The sequence below is a fragment of the Desulfococcus sp. genome (assembly GCF_050178255.1).
GTDB lineage: Bacteria > Desulfobacterota > Desulfobacteria > Desulfobacterales > Desulfococcaceae > Desulfococcus > Desulfococcus multivorans.
This window is the reverse complement of record NZ_JBFXGG010000010.1, coordinates 40,179-57,560: the sequence shown is the minus strand read 5'-3', so window position 1 is coordinate 57,560 and position 17,382 is coordinate 40,179. Positions and strand designations below refer to the sequence as shown.

The following is a 17,382-nucleotide window of genomic DNA, read 5'->3' as shown; positions in this document are numbered from 1 at the left end:
AGGCTGAAGGCTGAAGACTGAAGACTGAAGGGGTGCATCTACGATGAACGGGACTCTTGCTCCCCTTCAGCCTACAGCCTTCAGTCTTCAGTCTATCTTTACAGGAAGGTGAGCATGAGACGGAAGGACAAGGCGATGACGCTGCGATCCGAGATGGATGCCGTCATCGAGAAGGCTCGGGTCTGTCGGTTGGCCATGATGGACGACGACCGACCCTATATCGTTCCCATGAGCTTTGGATACGACGGCGAAGCGCTCTATTTTCATTCCGCCCGGGAGGGTAAAAAACTGGATCTGCTTCGAAAGAACGGACGCGTCTGCTTCGAGTTCGACGCGGACGTCTCGGTGGTCCCCGGCGAGGCGCCCTGCAAATGGGGCATGACCTATCAAAGCGTCATCGGCATCGGCGATGTGGACTTCATCCTCGAGCCGGCGTCCCAACGCCGCGCTCTCGACATTATCATGACCCACTATTCGGATGAGAAGCGCTTTTCCTATACGGATGCAGAGATGCGTCGCGTTTCGGTGTTCAGAGTATGCATCCTTGACATCAGCGGCAAGCGGTCGGGATGCGTCTGAAGCCGAAGGAAGGCGCCCGTCGGCCTGAATACCCCACCCACAGGCGAAGTTACAGGAGGAGAGGCGATGCCCGTTTATGAGTATGAGCACACGGGCGGCCCTTGCGGGATAGGAGCGGTTTTCGAGATCCGGCAGTCCATGGCGGACGACCCTTTGACGGTATGCCCCATGTGCGGGGGACCCGTCAAAAGACTCATATCGCGGGTTGCCGTCAGCATGCCGAAGGGGAATGCCCAGCTGAAGGACCTGGGGTTCACCAAGCTGGTCCGTCGGGATGACGGGGTCTATGAGAACGTGACCCGCCGGGACGGCGAGAGCCGCTATATGGTCAGGGGCCGTCCGGAAACCCTGCCGGATATCAAACGGATCGTCCGGGATTGATTGACCGGACCGGGCGCCCCGCGACTTCATCGACCACCGGTAACGCATAGAAAACAAGGAGACCCTCCACCCATGAAATATTCATCGGAAGCTGTTCCGACATCGCGCCCGGCACTCGGGGATAATACAATGAAACTGCGTTTTCACGCCTCAAACGGCCCTGCGGACGAAACCATCGAAGCCTTGATCGGGATGGTCGGCGGCATCAAGAGTCCGGAGCTGATCCGTGAGATGATCATCGCCGCCCTCAAGGCGGGTCAGGAGGACGACGACAAGGCGGACCTCAAGCTCATGAACACCACGCTCAAGGAAATGCGCTTTACATCCAAGATTTTCGGGCCCTACGGACATGTCAAAAAGGTGACGGTCTTCGGTTCCGCGCGGACGAAGCCGGACGCGCCCGCCTATCGCATGGCCGTTCAACTCGGAGAAGAGCTGCGGGATGCCGGGTACATGGTCATCACCGGCGGCGGTCCGGGCATCATGCAGGCCGTCAACGAAGGCGCCGGCGCCGAGCATTCCTTCGGCGTCAATATCCGACTGCCGTTCGAGCAGAAATCGAATCCGGTCATCCACGGGAACCCCAGGAGCATCACCTATAAATACTTTTTCAATCGCAAGGTGGCCTTCCTGAAGGAAGCCCACGCCGTCGCACTCTTTCCGGGGGGCTTCGGCACCCTCGACGAGGCGATGGAAACCCTGACCCTGGTTCAGACCGGAAAGCGGGACCTTATCCCGCTGGTCCTCATCGATCCCCCCGGCAGCACCTATTGGTCCCACTGGCTTGGATTCCTTAAAACGGAGTTGATGGCCCACGGCTATATCAGCCCCGAGGACCTCAGCCTGTTTGACCGGGTGGAATCGACCGAGGCGGCGGTGGCGCGGATCGATCATTTTTACCGGCAATTCCACAGCATCAGATATGTGGCGGACAAACTGGTGATCCGAATCCATCACGCGCTCGATCAATCCGTCATAGAAAGACTGCAGGACGATTTCGAGGATATCCTGGTGCCGGGCGGCACCATCGCGCTCTCCAAATGTCTTCCCGAAGAGATCGATGAGAAGGAGATTTCCCATCTTCCAAGGCTCGTCATCGATTTCAACCGAAAAAGTTTCGGACGGCTGCGACGGTTGATCGACATGGTGAACAGCGAACCCTGACGATGAAGCGGCGCTCCCGGGTGACGATATCCCCCCGTGAGGCGGGGGTCCGGGTGACGGACTTTCTGGTCGGACGATTTTCCTACCTGGATCGTGGGGCCTGGATGGCAGAAATCGCTCAGGCACGGGTGCTTGTGAACGGCCGGCCGATTTCCGTCGATGCTGTGCTGCAGCCCCGGGACCTTTTGGAATACCTGCCGAAGGATGTGCCGGAGCCCCGGGTGAACGACGCCTACGAGATCCTCTTCGAGGATGAGGCCCTTCTCGTGGTCGATAAACCTGCCAACCTTCCCTGTCACCCGGGGGGGCGGTACTTTCACCATACCCTCTGGGCGATGATCCGTTCCCGATCCTTGTCGGACGGTCCTTTTTTTGTGCACCGCATCGACCGGGAGACGTCGGGCATCGTGGTCATGGCCAGGAATTCCCGCGATGCTTCGGTGCTGGGCCGGCAAATGGCCTCGGGACAGGTCCGAAAACGCTATGCGACCGTGGTCGAGGGGCGATTCCCCGAAGGACCCGTGACGGCCGACGGCCGGCTTGTCCCCGACCCGACGAGCGTTGTACGGAAAAAGTTGCGGTTCATACCGCCGGGTGCCGTTTCAGAACCATTGAGCGAGGGCAGGCACTGCCGTACCCGGTTCGACCTCGTTCGCCGAGGTTCCCTGATGAGTCTGGTTTCCGTGATCCCCGCAACGGGCAGACGGCACCAGATCCGCGCCACTCTTCTGGCTCTCGGCTATCCCGTGGTGGGCGACAAGATTTACGGCACGGACGAAACCGTTTTTCTCCGGTTCATCGAGGACCGGCTGACGGAATCGGATCGGATCCGTCTTCGTCTTGACCGGCAGGCGCTCCATGCCGCCGAAATCGCGTTTCGTCACCCCCGATCCGGCCGGCATCTGCATTTCGAGGCACCGGTTCCGGCGTCCTTTCACACACTCGTCGACGCTTTCGATTGACACGCTCCCTGTCCCGCATTTCCCAGGGTGTCCATCGACGGATTCACTCACGGAGGCACTGACGGGCCAACCGCCCGAGGGTTTCAATCCCGCGTTCCGTCTCGTTTGTAAACGGCGCGCCACAGCCGATCCGGATGAAATTTCTGAACATTCCCGAAACCGAACAGACCGCCCCCGGCAGGATGGCGATCCGGTTCTCGAGGGCCTGTTGGTAGAGCGTCATGCCGTCGATCCGTCGGTTGAGTTCGATCCACAGGAGCGAGCCCCCGGCGGGAAACGACAACCGCGTGTCCTGAGGGAAATGTTTTTTCACCGCCATGGCCGTTTTAAGGGTCTGGTTCCTGACGGCGCCCCTGAGGATTCTCAGATGCCGCTCGTAGGCCCCGCCTTCGAGAAAGCGGGCCATGATCTCCTGGTCCGGCGTCGCGGTGCAGACAGTGGATCCGGCTTTGAGGCGCAGGATTTTATCCTTGAACCGCGGACCCGGCAGGACCCAGCCGATGCGAAATCCCGGCGCCAGGGTTTTGGAGAAGGAGGAGCAGGTGAGCACCAGGTTTTTGCGGTCCCAGGTCTTCAACAGGGACGGCCGCCGCTGCCCTTCAAAATAGAGCTCGCCGCAGATATCGTCTTCGATCACGGGAACGTCGTGACGATTCAAGAGGTTGACCAACCGCTCCTTGCCCTCGTCCGAGAGCAGGGTGCCGAGGGGATTGTGAATATTGGGCATGAAAAGACAGGCGCGGATCGGGGTGCTTTCGAGGATGCGCGCCAGGGCGTCGATGTCCACCCCGGCTCTGGGGTGGGTGGGAACCTCCACAACCATGATTCCCATCTCCTTGAAAAGCTGCAGAAATCCGAAATGGGTCGGCGTTTCGATGGCCAGGGTGTCTCCGGGCTTCAGAATGGCCTGCAGGCACAGCGTTACCGCTTCCATGCAGCCGGTGGTGATAACGATGTCCTCCGGGGAGACGCCTTTGAGGAACCCTATCATGCGCAGCGCCAGTTGACGGCGCAAACCGGGGTGGCCTTCGGTCAGGGAGTAGGAAAGGATTTTCCGGATGTCCCTTTCGGAGAGTGTTTTGAAAATCCTGGCAAACTGCCGGTGCGGCAGAAGATCCGTCGCCGTGGTGGACGACCCCAGGGGGAGCATTCGGGGATCCGAGATCGCCTTCAACACCGAGTTGACCATTCCGGTGGTTTCGACCCTGAGGGGTTTGGCTGCCGGTGCGGGCAATACCGGCGTCTCGAGGTTTTTTAAGGAGACCGGACTCACGAAATAGCCGGATTTCGGCCGGGCCTCCACGAGCCCGATCGTCTCGAGGGCGATATAGGCCTGGTGAATCGTGCTGATGCTCAAATTCAGCCGACGATGCAGCTGCCGGATGGACGGCAGCTTTTCCCCCGGGGCATAGGTGCCGTCGTGAATTTTGGCTTCGATTTCCTCTGCGAGGGCTCGATATCGGAAAACAGACCTGGATCTCAACTTTCGACTTTCATGATGGTGACCGGGAAGCGGTGCCGGGTGGTACGGCAACGCCCCTTCAGCGGTGCGTTTTATTGCCGCTTGAGCGCAGCGGCGGATCAGCGGCCCGGGCTCTTGAATCTGTTATGCTGTTTTTTTTGAGAATGTGTATCTGTTTTTATCTACCACATGCTTTAAAATGGCTTCAACCCCAAAACGGAGGAAAAAGGAGAAGCCATGCGATTTGAAAATTTGTTGGCCGCCAGAACCCTGAAGATGCACGACAACGCCATCCGTGAAATCCTGAAGGTCGTCTCCCGGCCGGGGATGATTTCCCTGGCCGGGGGCATCCCGGCGCCCGAGAGTTTCCCCATGGGCATCATGGATGAACTCTCCGCCCGCGTCATCCGAAAATACGGCTCGGGCGCCTTCCAGTACGATTTGACGGAGGGGTTCATGCCCCTCAGGGAGGCGCTTTCGGGGCACCTGGCGAAAAAGGGCATTCCGGCATCCCCGGAGGAGATCATTATCGCCAGCGGTTCTCAGGGATTTCTGGATGCCGTCGGCAAGGTGCTGATTACCCCTGGCGATCGGGTGGCGGTGGAAGCCCCCACCTATCTGGGGGCGCTTTCGGCGTTCACGCCCTACGAGCCGGAATACGTCCGCCTCGACACCGACGAGGATGGCGTGGTTCCGGCCGATCTCGAGCGGGTTCTGGCATGCGGCGGCGTCAAATTCGTCTATCTGGTGCCGACCTTTCAGAATCCCACCGGACGGACCATCCCCCTGGCGCGACGGCGGGAGATCGCCGGGATCATCCAGAGGCACGACGCCCTTCTGGTGGAGGACGATCCTTACAGCGATCTGCGGTACCGGGGCGAGCCCCTTCCCCCCATCAAAAGTTTCGCTCCGGAGCACGTGATGTATGTCGGCACCCTCTCCAAGGTCCTGGCTCCGGGCCTTCGAATCGGTTTTGCGGCGGCTCCTCGGGTGATCCGGGAATGGCTCGTTCGAGTTAAGCAGGGCACCGATCTCCATACCGGCACCTTCAGCCAGGCCCTGGCCGCGGAATACCTCTCCGGGGGATACCTGGAGCGCCATCTCCCCGAAATTCTCTCGATATACCGGCCCCGCCAGGAGGCCATGACCGCCGCGCTGGCGGACTATTTCCCCAGGGGCATGCGATGGAGCCGCCCCGAGGGCGGGATGTTCATCTGGGCGGAGGGCCCCGAAGATCTTGACATGGAAAAGGTTTACAAAGGGGCTGTGGGACGGAACACGGCCTTCGTCCCGGGCAAATATTTTTACGTCGACAAAGGAGAGGGGGAGGCGACCATGCGGCTCAATTACACCATGGCCGGTGAGGCGGAGATCCGGTCTGCCGTGAGGATTCTGGGTGAAGAAATTGCGAAGGCCATGTGAGAAGCGGCGTCATTCCGCCTCCGGCCTGAACTGCAGAAAGAGATCGAAGACGAGCGTCCGGTTTGCCGGCGACGGGCCGTCGGCCCCTTCGATGCCGAACATGTCCAGATCGATATCGAACACGCCCCGGGCCAGCAGCAGCGGCCGGTTGTCGGGGCCGAAAACCGGCTCCATCTCCATGGTCACGGAAAGCGGGGTTTTCCGCCCTTTCAGGGTGAAGATGCCTTCAACCGACGCCGGGGACATCCGCCCGTAGGCCAGGGGATTCCCGTGGCTCCGAATGGTGTTGATGGTGAAGGCGGATTCCGGATAGCGCTGCACATCCAGAAAGGCACGGCCTCCGAGAACGTCGTCCAGGCCGCCGTCGCCCATGGTGACGGACCCCGGGTCGGCCGTTACCCATCCCGTCGCGCCTTCCAGAAGCCGATTTTCGACAAGATCGATTCTCCCATCGCAGCGCATGACCTCTCCCCGATAATGATCCAGGGGGGTCTGAAAGTGAAACTGAATGAGCGGCGGATCTTCAGGCCCCGGTCGGCTGAGCCGCCAGGATCGCGGTATTCCGGCGGCAGTCGGCTGAACCGCCGTCGATCGGGTGGGCGGCTCGGGAAGGGGGAGCCCGATCTCGTCCCAGGTCGCAAGCCTGACGGATGTCTCGACCGGATCAAACCCGTCTCCGCTCCGGGTATCGGCGATCTGATCGTCAACAGCCTTTTCCAGAATCCGCGCCGCTTCGCGAAACAGCCGTCGCCGCTCCGACCAGGGACCGGTCAGGGGATCCTTTTTCCGCTCGAACACCGGTGCCTTGCAATGAAACTGCGAATATACGGCAAGGGAAAGGAACAGCGTCCCGTCGTTTGCGAGCCATGGGTACAGGTCCATGTAAAATCCGCGATCCGCCCGGCTCAAACGCACCTCCTGAACGGTTTTGAATCGGGTAAAGCCCTCGTCCATGGCGGTCCTGGCTTCCCTGACAAAGGCATCGTGGTCATAGGCGGGAGGCGGAGAGCCGGTCACGCGAGCGATCTTGACCGGCGCCCAGATCGTCGCTCGACCGGTTTGCCGGACAGGGATGTCCCTGAGAACGAGGCCGCCTGGTTCCTGGGGGACGTACCGGGATGTCCGGATGAAATTGCGGATCCGATCGAGGGTCGTGTACCGCCCCTGATAGACGGACCGACCCCGAAAGTTCTGATAGACGATGAGCGGCGTGATGGCGACCGCTTCGGGTGCGCCCTTGCGGACGTCGATCCGGGAAACCCGAACCGACATGGCCTTTGCCAGTCGTTCGATTTCAGGCAGGGCATCCCGATGAAATGCCCGCGCGACCGCCGAGGCTTCCGGCCGGACGAAGATCACCAGTTGATCCGTGGTCTCCGCGGGCGCCGGTAATACGGATCCGAGAAAAACAGCGGCGACCCACAGGCAACCCGCCATCCATGCCTTGCGGTGATGAAAACGCATCGGGTTCCTCCCTTTCTGTTTGGATATCTACCCGGGACATGTCATGTTCCGCCTGCACAGGCAAACGAGAGTGCAATGGCGATCGGTTTCTTCGAATATTGAAAATAGGGACATCCCCGGAAACTGTCAAATTCGATGCGCGGAATGTCGGGACATGGCGTCGATGCCTGTTTTTCGATGTTTACAGGCTGATAAAATTACTGACAAGCCGCTCTGCCGATCGCGCCCGCATTCGGAGACCGGGATCGACGAGCGAATTCAGGTTCGCGTGCGGAAAAAAAGAGGTCCGCAACCTTCGCAGCAGGTCCGACGCCCGTCTTTATTTACGACGACGCCGGCCCCGGATCGGGCAAGTCGGTTCGTCCATCGGCAACGATAATGACATTGGCATTTAAATTGCTTTGTCCCAGATTACCCATCGGCACCCCAGTTTACCGCCAATCCAATTGCGTCTTTGCCGGGAGGTATCATGCTTTACTCGACCCGATCCAAACTCATCTTCAGCTTTCTCGGTGTGTCGCTGCTGGTCGGGACCGTATGCCTGATTGTCGGCTGGCAGCTTTTGTACGATTCCGTGTTGAACGAAGCCAGGAACCGCGTCCAACAGGATCTGAATGTCGCGCGGGTGATTTACGACGACCGGGTGGCGGCCATCCGGTTGTCGCTGGAAACCACCTGTCTTGCCGCTGATTTCAGCGATGCCGTGGTCATGGGCGAACAGGCAATCCTGAAATCGCGGATGGAGCGGATCGCGAGGCGATTGGGCCTTGATTTCGCCGGTATCGTCTCAGCCGACGGCACATGGCTCTGCCGTATCGGCGACGGTGTCACGAACGCTGCCGCGGGACGGATGCCCATCGCGACTGCAGCCCTCGAAAGGCAGCATACGGTCTCGGGGACGGTGGTACTCGATCGGGGGACCCTTGCGGCCGAACATCCCGACCTGGCGAGACAATCCCGCATACGGACCCGCCTCGTCGATGCCGGGTCGGAGATGATGGACGGGTTGATGCCCATGGTGGAGGAGACTGGGGGCCTCGCCGTCGCATCCGCCGTTCCCGTCCTGCGGAAGGGAAAAATCATCGGTGCCGTATACGGTGGGATGCTTCTCAATCGCGATCAATCCATCGTGGACAAGATCGGCGGCACGGTTTTTCGCAACGAGGTTTACCGCGGGCACAACGTCGGCACGGCAACCATTTTCTTCAGAAACCTGAGAATTTCCACCAATGTTCTGGAAAAAGACGGCGAGCGTGCCATCGGAACCTTTGCTTCCCGGGAGGTGACCCGGCGTGTCCTCATCGAGGGCCGTAAATGGACGGATCGTGCCTATGTGGTGAACGATTGGTACATCACCGCCTATGAACCCATTCTGGATATCGAGAAGCGTCGGGTGGGGATGCTCTATGTCGGGGTTCTGGAAGCGAAATATCGGGACGTTCGGCAGAAAGCCCTCTGGGTCTTCGCACTGATCACCCTTGCCGGCGTTCTGTTGGCCATCACCCTGGGATGGCTTACGGCCGATCGCATCATGCGGCCGGTAAATCAGTTGATCCGGGCCAGTATGGAAATCTCCAGGGGGAATTTTTCTCCGGATATCGGCCCCATCTCCAAAAGTGACATCGGGCTGCTTCAGCAGGAGTTCGGCAGAATGACCGACTCCCTGGTAAAGCGGGATCAGGAGCATCAGGCGGAAAGCGAAAAGCGACTGATACAGTCGGAGAAGCAGGCGAGCATCGGAAAACTTGCCGCCGGCGTGGCCCATGAAATCAACAACCCGCTGACGGCGGTGCTCACCTTTACCCATCTGATGCTTCGTCGAAAGGATCTTCCGGAGGAGCTCAGGGAGGACCTGCAAACCATCGCCCTGCAAACGGAAAGGGTCCGCAGGATCGTGAAAGGTTTGCTGGACTTTTCACGCCAGAGCCGCCTGGATACGGAGCCTCTGAATATCGGCCGTCTGCTGGAGGACTGTGTCGAACTCATGGAAAATCAGGCGCTGATTCAGGGGGCCGTCCTCCGCTACGCCGCCGATGGTGAACTGCCGGTGCTGCAACTCGACCGAAATCAGATTCAGAGCGTCATGATCAACCTCATGATGAACGCACTGGATGCGCTGGCCCCCGGCGGAGAGATCGACATCCGGGCGGCCGTGCGTGAAAACGACGGTGAAAAAGGGGTCGAAATTTCCGTACGGGACACGGGGACGGGCATCGCCCCCGAGCACCTTGACAAGCTTTTTGATCCGTTTTTTACGACAAAGGAAGTGGGGAAGGGAACCGGACTCGGGCTTGCGGTGACCGCAGGTATCATCGAACGTCACGGCGGCCGGATCCGGGTGGAGAGCCAACTCGGGAAGGGCAGCCGATTCACCATATGGCTCCCTTGCGTCGGAGCGGCTGCGCGCAATCGTGACCCCAATAGCGAAACGAGGATGAACGACCATGAAAATACTGGTGGTTGACGATGATGCGATGGTGGTGGAAAGCTGCCGGAGAATCCTGAAGGCGGAGGGTGCGACCGTCCATTGGGCGGAAGACGCCGACAAGGCTATTGCCGTCCTGAGAGGTGAAGGGGACTTTGATCTGGTGTTGACCGACATCAAGATGCCCGGAAGAGACGGGTTTGAGCTGATTCGGGTGATCAAGGAAAAATTTCCGGGAACGGCGATCCTGATGATGACCGGCTATCTGATACCGGAAACCATCCGGAGGGGAACCGAATTCGGTGCGGACGGCGTTATCGCCAAACCGTTTACCCCCGATGAATTGACGGCTTCGGTCCGGAAAACGTTCTCGGTCGCACCTGTCCGAGACCGGAAATAAAAATGTAGGGGTGAACCAGGGTGTTCGCCCCCGGTTGCCCCCGTACCCAAGGGACACATGCACCTGAAACCCCGAAATCTTTGAAGGCAAGGAGGAAACATGAAAGAACGGATGTTGGTGATAGACGATGACCCGGCTGTGCTGCGTTCCTGTGAAGCCATCTTCGGAAGCGATGGGTTTGCGGTGGAAACCACCCAGAATCCCGCCGAAGGCCTTGAGCTCAGCAGCCAAAACCATTACGGAGTAATCCTGTGCGATTGGAAGATGCCCGGATTCGACGGGCTCGACGTGATCGCCGAGCTGGAGGAGCGGGCGCCCGATTCGGCGGTGGTCATGTTCAGCGGGTATCCATCGGTGGATCGGGCCACGGAAGCCATGAAACGAGGTGCCATGGATTTTCTGGCAAAGCCTTTTACGCCGGATGAGATCACCGATGTGGTTCAGAAGGCGGTTCAACGGAAATTCAAGCAGGAAAAAAAGGTGTTTCATCGTCTGGAAAACATGTGGCAGAAATTCCCTGTCCCCGGCGTCGACGACAAGGGGCCCAGGATTATCGCGGAAACGGTGGCCCAGACCGTCGGTGTGGCCAAGGCCAACTCGCCGTGGATCTCTCTCTTTGTTTTAGGCACGCTGGCAGGGGCCTATATTGGTTTCGGCGGCCTTTTCTCGGCGTCCGTCACCTTCGATCTTCCCCCTGAGCTGGGTCTGGGGATCAAGAAGCTCATCGGGGGAGCGGCGTTCAGCATCGGTCTGATGCTGGTGGTCATCGCGGGTGCCGAGCTGTATACCGGCAACAGCCTCATGGTGTCCAGCGTCATGATCGGCGAGGTCACCTGGCAGCGGGTCCTCGCCAAGTGGAGCGTGGTCTACGTCGCCAATTTTGTCGGTTCGATACTGCTGGCGCTTCTCTTTTATCTTTCCGGATTGTGGAAAACCGGCGGCGGACTTCTGGGTGAAACCGCCGTCAAGGTCGCTCACGCCAAGGTCCACCTCGGCTTTACGGAGGCCTTTGTCCGGGCGGTGGGCTGTAACTGGATGGTTTGTCTGGCGGTTTGGATGGCACTGGCGTCCCGTCAGGTCATCAGCAAGATCTTCGCCGTTTTTTTCCCGATCATGGGGTTCGTGGCCATCGGCTTCGAGCATTGCGTGGCCAACATGTATTTCATTCCCACCGGCATCTTTCTGAGCCATTGGGCGGGGATCGTGCCCGCCGGCGTGGACGTGGGCACGCTGACGTGGACGGCGTTCCTGGTGGACAATCTCGTCCCGGTAACCATCGGCAATACCGTGGGCGGCGTTGTTTTTGTCGGGCTGGGGTATTGGGGGGCCTATCTGCGACCGATCCTGCAGCCGGCAAGATGACGCATGTAGGCTGAAGACTGAAGGCTGAAGGCTGAAGGCTGAAAGGGGATCAGCGGTCCGTTCGTCATCGGCGCACCCCTATAGCCTGCAGCCTTCAGCCTTTCATGGGAGTGAGCGGTCATCGTCATCAAAGTTGAAACTCAACTTTCGACTTTCACAGGCCGGCACCGCTATCCAATCGCCGTCATCGAGGTTTCGTCAAGGATAAAGTCATATTTGCGCGGATCCGGCAGGTGTCCGGGAAAAACACAGCGGGAACTTTCAGTGCGGTTGATGCAAATGCAATTATTGACAGGATATCCGATCTTCTTTATAGTCCGGAAGAGTTATTTCAGCAGGATGCCCGCTCAACTGGCGGGAATGTGCCGGCGGCAAGCGTTTACGGTGAAGGTGGATGAAAAACATGGATCAGGAGAAAACACCGATCAGGCTCAAGGGTGTCGGAAAAAACCTCTGTATCATCGTCGATCCCACGGAAAGCAATGAAGATCTTATTCAAGAGATCACCAGACTTCTCAGTGAGTTGAAAGAGCAGGTGATTGACGGCGCCGTCACCATCGATGTCGGCGAAGGGCATGATGAGTTGTTTGACACACTCGGAACCTATATAAAAGACACTTACGGCGTGAGTTCGATTATACGCGCTGAGAAAAAAAACAGGATTGTCAAACGGTCGATTCTTCCGGAAGAGCGCATGCGAATTCGGGACATGGAGCAATCCTGGCATCATCACAGCACGGATGTGCTCATGTTGGCCGGCCGGGTGAGATCGGGCCAGCGGGTCGTCGCTGAAAGGCATCTGATCATCATGGGGGATGTCAACCCCGGCGCCGAGGTGATCGCCGGGGGAGACGTGGTTATTCTGGGGAGTCTGATGGGAACCGCCATCGCGGGCCAACCCGAAAATGAAAAAAACATCGTGTTTGCGCTGGACTTCCGACCGACGCAGATACAGATCGGCAGTTTTGTCGCGGCGGGGCTTCCTTCTTCCCCTGAAAAAATCGCTGAGTTCGCCCACGTTGAAAACGGAACCATTGTGGTGGATAACTACCTGGAAGTCAATCCGTTCGGACGGTTGCCGTGGCCGCAGGTGCGATGAGATGCACCGTATTACGAAGATCAATTCATACAGTATATGAGGTCAAACATTGGACGGGAAAATCATTGTTGTCACTTCTGGCAAGGGGGGTGTGGGTAAAACCACGGCCACCGCTTCCATCGGCGCCGCACTGGCACTGGAAGGAAAACGGGTTGCCGTCGTCGATATGGACATCGGGCTCCGGAACCTGGACGTCGTGATGGGCTTGGAAAATCGGATCGTGTTTAACGTCGTTGATGCGGTCAAGTCCAAGTGTCAGCTGAAACAGGCGGCCATTCGAGACAGGCGGGTGGAGAATCTTTTTCTGATTCCCGCATCTCAGAGCGACAACAAGGATGCTCTGACGCCCGACGACATGATCATCTTCAGCGAACAGCTCAGAAAAGAGTTCGACTTTATTCTCATGGACTGTCCCGCGGGGATCGAGAGGGGGTTCGAGAACTCCGTGGCCGCCGCCGACGAAGCGCTGGTGATCTGCACTCCCGAGGTATCCGCGGTCCGGGATGCGGATCGCGTGATCGGTCTTCTCTACGCCCGCTCCATCACCCCCAAGCTCGTGGTCAATCGAATCGTTCCCGAAATGGTCGCGAGGGGGGATATGCTGAGTCATCTCGATATGGTGGATGTCCTCTCGATCGAGCTCATCGGGCTGGTGGAGATGGACGATCAGGTGGTGGTGGCCACCAATACCGGTATTCCGTTGGCATTGCAGAAGGGGTCCAAGGCAGGGGAAGCGTTTCGCCGTATTGCCATGCGCCTGAACGGGCATGAAGATCTTCCGATACAGGTCCCAGAGGCCCAGGGAGGGTTTTTCAAAAGAATTCGCAACAAACTCGGTCTTGGGAGATAGGGGGGCCTTATGCTAAACGGCTTTTTTCGAAAGATGATCGGCAAAAAAGACGACACCAGTAAGGATGTCGCCAAAAAACGCCTTAAATTCGCACTGATATATGATAAACTGGAGGTTTCCGATGAGATCATCAAAAACCTCCACAAGGATATGGTCGAGGTGATATCCCGCTACTTCGAGATCGATCAGGAGGCTTTCAAGCTCGACATCCGACGATCGGACGATCTCTCCGCGCTGGTGGTCAACACCCCGATCCTGTCGGCCAAACACAAGCAACGGCAGACCTGATCGTCGGCCTTCGTCCTGTGCCTGCGGAACGAAGGCCGAACGTTTCGTTTCAGCCGATGATCTCGCCTTTCCGGCCGACGACCATCTCCAGGTACGGAATCTTCCTGCCGGCTTTATCCATCCCTTTTCGGACGATCGAGGGGAGGGCCGAACAGCAGGGGACCTCCATGAATACCACCGTGACGCTGTTGATCTCCGCCTGTTCAAAGATGGCTTTGAAACGTTCCGTGTAGTCTTGGGCGTCATCAAACTTCGGGCATCCCATCATCACGACCTTCCCCTTCAGGAGTTTCTGGTGAACCATGGGAAAGGCGACGGCCGAGCAATCGGCCAGTATCAGAAGGTCTGCGTTCCTGAGAAACGGCGCGTTCGGGGGAATCAAACGGATCTGGATCGGCCAGTGGGTCAGCGCGGAGGGAATTTCACCGGCCGTCGATGCCGGCGACGGTGCGGCCTTTGAGGCGGAAAAGGGGGCCAGGACCTGAACCTGGGCCGATGGGCAGCCGCAGCCCGAAGCAGGGGCTTGTTCAGCCGCTTTCGCCACATCCTCCAGATAGGCCTGTACCGCCTCCTCGTCGAATTCATCGGCCTCCCGCTCGATGATGTGAAGCGCTCCCTGGGGGCACTCACCGATACAGGCGCCAAGCCCGTCGCACAACCGATCCTCCACGATGCGGGCCTTGCCGTCAATTATCCTGAGCGCCCCTTCGGCGCATCCCGGAACACATTGCCCGCAGCCGTCGCACTTCTCTTCGTCTATTTCAAGTATTTTTCTTACGGTTTTCATGGATTCTCCTTTATCAGGGGGTTGGGCTGAAGACTGAAGAGGGGCGCCTCCGGCCGGCGGGCCGTCCGACTTCCTTCAGTCCCAGATCTTCAGATGATGTGAAGCTGTATACTGCACAAAGGATAATTCCGCGTTGATTTAAGTCAAAAGCGGCTTTTTTTCTTTCTCCTCAACTTTCGACTGTTATGATGGTGACCGGGTACAGGCCTATGAAAGTCGAAAATTGAGTTCCTCAACTTTCGGCGATCATGGGCCGGCGGCCATGATCTTCTGCATCAGCAGGCCGGAAACGATCAGCACCAGGCCGGCAAATGTGGTGACATAAATCGTCTCTCCCAGCAGAAAATGGATAAACACGAGGGATACGAACGGCGTGAGGAAAATGAGATTGGCGACCCTGCCGGCGTTGTCGCTCAATTTAAGGGCCGTGAGCCAGGTCACGAAGGTAATGCCCATTTCAAAACATCCCACCCAGGCGGCACCCGGAAGCCCCATGACATCCGGCACCCATAGCTGCGAGAAGAGGATGCAGCTCGCAGCCGTAAAGGGAAGGCTGAAAACGAAGCAGAGAAACAGCCCGACGATCGGCTCCGCCTTAATGCGGATGCTGCAGATCCAGTAGAGCGCCCATATGACGGTGCATGAAACCGCCAGAATTATACCGATCGGATCGAGGGATCTGAACCCTGCCAGGCTCCCCTTTGTCGATACGAGCACCACGCCCGAATAGCAGACGAGGGTCGCCGTCAGATCGATGCGGGTCAGCCGCTGCCCGAGGAGGGGAACCGACAACAGGGAAAGCATGACGGGCCAGGTGTAATTGATGGGCTGGGCAACCTGGGCGGGAAGGCGCGCGTATGCTTTGAACAGCATGAGATAATAAACAAAGGGATTCAGAAATCCCAGCCCCAGAAAAATCCGGTACTCCCGGGGCTTGAGGGAAAAGATCAGCATGGTTTTTCCCTGGACGGCCAGAATCGCCCACACCACCACTGTGGAGGCCAATGTCGCGTAGAAAAGCAATTGAACGGGATCCATGTACCCGAGGGTCAGCTTGAAGGCGGTGGCGGAGGTTGACCAGAGGAGGACAGTCAACAGGCCGAGCAGATATTCTTTTTTCATTGCACTCGATGCTGCGGGTTAATGAAGCTGCGGACCTCCAGGTTGTCCGTTGGAAGCGATGGAAAACGATATGTACAACAGCATCTGAAAAAGGCCCCGGACGAACATCGTCCGGGGCCTCCGGGTGTGCAGTGTGTTCCGATACGACGCGTCTAATACCGGTAGTGGTCCGGCTTGAACGGGCCGTCCACCGGAACCCCGAGATATTCGGCCTGGAAGGCGTTGAGGCGGGTCAGGCGAACCCCCAGTTTTGCCAGATGAAGGCGGGCCACCTCCTCGTCCAGTTTTTTGGGAAGGGTGTAGACGCCGATGTCATATTTCCGGGTGGCCAGTTCGATCTGGGCCAGGCACTGGTTGGTGAAGCTGTTGCTCATGACGAAGCTCGGATGGCCCGTGGCACAGCCGAGATTCACCAGCCGGCCTTCCGCCAGCACGAGAATCGTCCGACCGGACCTGAGGGTCCATTTGTCCACCTGGGGCTTGATGTTCTCACAGGTGCACTCCGGGGTGTCCTCCAGGTAGTTCATGTCGATCTCATTGTCGAAATGGCCGATATTGCAGAGGATGGCCTCGTTTTTCATCTGCTCCATGTGCTCGCCGGTCACGACATGGTAGCATCCCGTGGCCGTGACGAAGATATCTCCGACGGGGGCGGCATCCGTCATCGTCACTACTTCAAATCCTTCCATGGCGGCCTGAAGGGCGCAGATGGGATCGATTTCAGTGATGAGCACCCGGGCGCCGTATCCCCGCATGGAATGCGCGCATCCTTTCCCCACGTCGCCGTAGCCGCACACCACCACCACCTTTCCGGCGAGCATCACGTCGGTGGCCCGTTTAATGCCGTCGGCCAGAGACTCGCGGCATCCGTAAAGGTTGTCGAACTTGGACTTGGTGACGGAGTCATTGACGTTGAACGCCGGAAACAGCAGTTCTTTTTTCTCGGAGAGCTGATAAAGGCGATGAACGCCGGTGGTGGTCTCCTCGGAAACGCCGCGGATGTTTCGAACCGCCCGCGTCCAACGGCCGGGATCCCTTTCAAGGCTCAGTCGCATACGGTCCATGAGGCAGATCATGTCCTTGCTGTCGTATTGCCGATCCGGAAGAGACGGGTCTTTTTCCACGGCCACGCCCTGGTGAACGAACATGGTGGCGTCTCCGCCGTCATCCACGATAAGGTCCGGTCCGGAACCGTCGGGCCAGGTGAGGGCCTGCTCCGTGCACCACCAATATTCTGCGAGATTCTCTCCTTTCCAGGCGAATACCGCGGCCGATCCGTTTTTGGCGATGGCCGCCGCCGCATGATCCTGGGTGGAGAAGATATTGCAGCTTGCCCACCGAATATCGGCGCCCAGGATCTTCAGGGTCTCGATGAGCATGGCCGTCTGGATGGTCATGTGGAGGCTGCCGGTGACCTTGAGGCCCGACAGGGGCTTTTCAGCGCCGTACTTCTCGCGTACGGCCATGAGGCCGGGCATTTCATTCTCCGCAAGCTGCATCTCCTTGTTGCCGTAGGCCGCCAGGCCCATGTCGGCGACCTTGTATGGCAGGGAGAGGTCCAGGGGCATGCAGCGGGTTGATTCCGTTTTGATGTGGGTCGCTGTCATAAGCTTTT

16 protein-coding genes are annotated in these 17,382 nt (G+C 58.5%); 11 read left to right on the top strand and 5 right to left on the bottom strand.

All coding sequences use genetic code 11. The features are described 5' to 3' along the window. Positions 1-114: 114 nt before the first annotated feature. From AB7S84_RS03795 to AB7S84_RS03780, 4 genes are all read left to right on the top strand, one after another. Positions 115-579, top strand: coding sequence for a pyridoxamine 5'-phosphate oxidase family protein (locus AB7S84_RS03795; RefSeq protein ID WP_020878204.1), 465 nt, complete (start codon positions 115-117; stop codon positions 577-579). A 66-nt stretch (positions 580-645) separates the two neighbouring features. Continuing rightward, positions 646-960 carry an FmdB family zinc ribbon protein gene (locus AB7S84_RS03790; RefSeq protein WP_020878205.1) on the top strand — a complete coding sequence of 105 codons (315 nt, stop codon included), beginning with the start codon at positions 646-648 and terminating at the stop codon, positions 958-960. Between the two features lie 129 nt (positions 961-1,089). After that, positions 1,090-2,124, top strand: coding sequence for a TIGR00730 family Rossman fold protein (locus AB7S84_RS03785; RefSeq protein WP_040416380.1), 1,035 nt, complete (start codon positions 1,090-1,092; stop codon positions 2,122-2,124). A gap of 2 nt (positions 2,125-2,126) precedes the next feature. Then, positions 2,127-3,086 carry an RluA family pseudouridine synthase gene (locus AB7S84_RS03780; RefSeq protein ID WP_020878207.1) on the top strand — a complete coding sequence of 320 codons (960 nt, stop codon included), beginning with the start codon at positions 2,127-2,129 and terminating at the stop codon, positions 3,084-3,086. 43 nt (positions 3,087-3,129) lie between these two features. Here the strand turns inward: AB7S84_RS03780 and AB7S84_RS03775 are convergent, their stop codons facing one another. After that, a complete protein-coding gene (locus tag AB7S84_RS03775) occupies positions 3,130-4,569 on the bottom strand; it encodes a PLP-dependent aminotransferase family protein (RefSeq protein ID WP_040416371.1) in 1,440 nt (479 codons plus the stop codon). A 216-nt stretch (positions 4,570-4,785) separates the two neighbouring features. Here AB7S84_RS03775 and AB7S84_RS03770 point away from each other — a divergent pair, with 216 nt between their 5' ends. After that, the gene (locus AB7S84_RS03770; RefSeq protein WP_020878209.1) at positions 4,786-5,970 is read left to right on the top strand and encodes a PLP-dependent aminotransferase family protein; all 1,185 of its coding nucleotides are present in this window, start codon (positions 4,786-4,788) and stop codon (positions 5,968-5,970) included. Between the two features lie 9 nt (positions 5,971-5,979). Here the strand turns inward: AB7S84_RS03770 and AB7S84_RS03765 are convergent, their stop codons facing one another. After that, complete coding sequence (locus tag AB7S84_RS03765; RefSeq protein WP_020878210.1) at positions 5,980-7,434, bottom strand: YceI family protein; 1,455 nt, start codon at positions 7,432-7,434, stop codon at positions 5,980-5,982. 469 nt (positions 7,435-7,903) lie between these two features. Here AB7S84_RS03765 and AB7S84_RS03760 point away from each other — a divergent pair, with 469 nt between their 5' ends. The 6 genes from AB7S84_RS03760 (at position 7,904) to minE (ending at position 13,858) form a co-directional block, all read left to right on the top strand. Further along, the gene (locus tag AB7S84_RS03760) at positions 7,904-9,898 is read left to right on the top strand and encodes a sensor histidine kinase (protein WP_020878211.1); all 1,995 of its coding nucleotides are present in this window, start codon (positions 7,904-7,906) and stop codon (positions 9,896-9,898) included. Further along, the gene (locus AB7S84_RS03755; protein ID WP_428152989.1) at positions 9,879-10,259 is read left to right on the top strand and encodes a response regulator; all 381 of its coding nucleotides are present in this window, start codon (positions 9,879-9,881) and stop codon (positions 10,257-10,259) included. The genes AB7S84_RS03760 and AB7S84_RS03755 overlap by 20 nt, the downstream gene beginning before the upstream one ends. A 99-nt stretch (positions 10,260-10,358) precedes the next feature. Beyond that, positions 10,359-11,621, top strand: coding sequence for a formate/nitrite family transporter (locus AB7S84_RS03750; protein WP_020878213.1), 1,263 nt, complete (start codon positions 10,359-10,361; stop codon positions 11,619-11,621). Between the two features lie 394 nt (positions 11,622-12,015). Next, the gene (locus AB7S84_RS03745) at positions 12,016-12,720 is read left to right on the top strand and encodes a septum site-determining protein MinC (protein WP_040416373.1); all 705 of its coding nucleotides are present in this window, start codon (positions 12,016-12,018) and stop codon (positions 12,718-12,720) included. A 49-nt stretch (positions 12,721-12,769) separates the two neighbouring features. Further along, positions 12,770-13,570: a septum site-determining protein MinD gene (gene minD / locus AB7S84_RS03740; protein WP_020878215.1), complete on the top strand. Its 801-nt coding sequence runs from the start codon at positions 12,770-12,772 to the stop codon at positions 13,568-13,570. A 9-nt stretch (positions 13,571-13,579) separates the two neighbouring features. Continuing rightward, positions 13,580-13,858 (top strand): cell division topological specificity factor MinE, encoded by a 279-nt coding sequence (gene minE, locus AB7S84_RS03735; RefSeq protein WP_020878216.1) that lies wholly within the window; start codon positions 13,580-13,582, stop codon positions 13,856-13,858. 49 nt (positions 13,859-13,907) lie between these two features. Here the strand turns inward: minE and AB7S84_RS03730 are convergent, their stop codons facing one another. From AB7S84_RS03730 to ahcY, 3 genes are all read right to left on the bottom strand, one after another. Further along, positions 13,908-14,645 carry an ATP-binding protein gene (locus AB7S84_RS03730; RefSeq protein ID WP_020878217.1) on the bottom strand — a complete coding sequence of 246 codons (738 nt, stop codon included), beginning with the start codon at positions 14,643-14,645 and terminating at the stop codon, positions 13,908-13,910. A 246-nt stretch (positions 14,646-14,891) separates the two neighbouring features. Then, a complete protein-coding gene (locus tag AB7S84_RS03725) occupies positions 14,892-15,767 on the bottom strand; it encodes a DMT family transporter (protein WP_428152983.1) in 876 nt (291 codons plus the stop codon). A 152-nt stretch (positions 15,768-15,919) separates the two neighbouring features. Beyond that, entirely contained in the window at positions 15,920-17,374 is a 1,455-nt protein-coding gene (gene ahcY, locus AB7S84_RS03720; RefSeq protein WP_428152981.1) for an adenosylhomocysteinase, read from the bottom strand. Between the last annotated feature and the right edge of the window lie 8 nt (positions 17,375-17,382).

What these genes read in the sequence shown, in the direction of transcription:
- AB7S84_RS03795 (WP_020878204.1), top strand. Translation starts at nt 115, where the DNA reads ATGAGACGGAAGGACAAGGCGATGACGCTGCGATCCGAGATGGATGCC.
- AB7S84_RS03790 (WP_020878205.1), top strand. Translation starts at nt 646, where the DNA reads ATGCCCGTTTATGAGTATGAGCACACGGGCGGCCCTTGCGGGATAGGA.
- AB7S84_RS03785 (WP_040416380.1), top strand. Translation starts at nt 1,090, where the DNA reads ATGAAACTGCGTTTTCACGCCTCAAACGGCCCTGCGGACGAAACCATC.
- AB7S84_RS03780 (WP_020878207.1), top strand. Translation starts at nt 2,127, where the DNA reads ATGAAGCGGCGCTCCCGGGTGACGATATCCCCCCGTGAGGCGGGGGTC.
- AB7S84_RS03770 (WP_020878209.1), top strand. Translation starts at nt 4,786, where the DNA reads ATGCGATTTGAAAATTTGTTGGCCGCCAGAACCCTGAAGATGCACGAC.
- AB7S84_RS03765 (WP_020878210.1), bottom strand. Translation starts at nt 7,434, where the DNA reads ATGCGTTTTCATCACCGCAAGGCATGGATGGCGGGTTGCCTGTGGGTC.
- AB7S84_RS03760 (WP_020878211.1), top strand. Translation starts at nt 7,904, where the DNA reads ATGCTTTACTCGACCCGATCCAAACTCATCTTCAGCTTTCTCGGTGTG.
- AB7S84_RS03755 (WP_428152989.1), top strand. Translation starts at nt 9,879, where the DNA reads ATGAAAATACTGGTGGTTGACGATGATGCGATGGTGGTGGAAAGCTGC.
- AB7S84_RS03750 (WP_020878213.1), top strand. Translation starts at nt 10,359, where the DNA reads ATGAAAGAACGGATGTTGGTGATAGACGATGACCCGGCTGTGCTGCGT.
- AB7S84_RS03745 (WP_040416373.1), top strand. Translation starts at nt 12,016, where the DNA reads ATGAAAAACATGGATCAGGAGAAAACACCGATCAGGCTCAAGGGTGTC.
- minE (WP_020878216.1), top strand. Translation starts at nt 13,580, where the DNA reads ATGCTAAACGGCTTTTTTCGAAAGATGATCGGCAAAAAAGACGACACC.
- AB7S84_RS03730 (WP_020878217.1), bottom strand. Translation starts at nt 14,645, where the DNA reads ATGAAAACCGTAAGAAAAATACTTGAAATAGACGAAGAGAAGTGCGAC.
- AB7S84_RS03725 (WP_428152983.1), bottom strand. Translation starts at nt 15,767, where the DNA reads ATGAAAAAAGAATATCTGCTCGGCCTGTTGACTGTCCTCCTCTGGTCA.
- ahcY (WP_428152981.1), bottom strand. Translation starts at nt 17,374, where the DNA reads ATGACAGCGACCCACATCAAAACGGAATCAACCCGCTGCATGCCCCTG.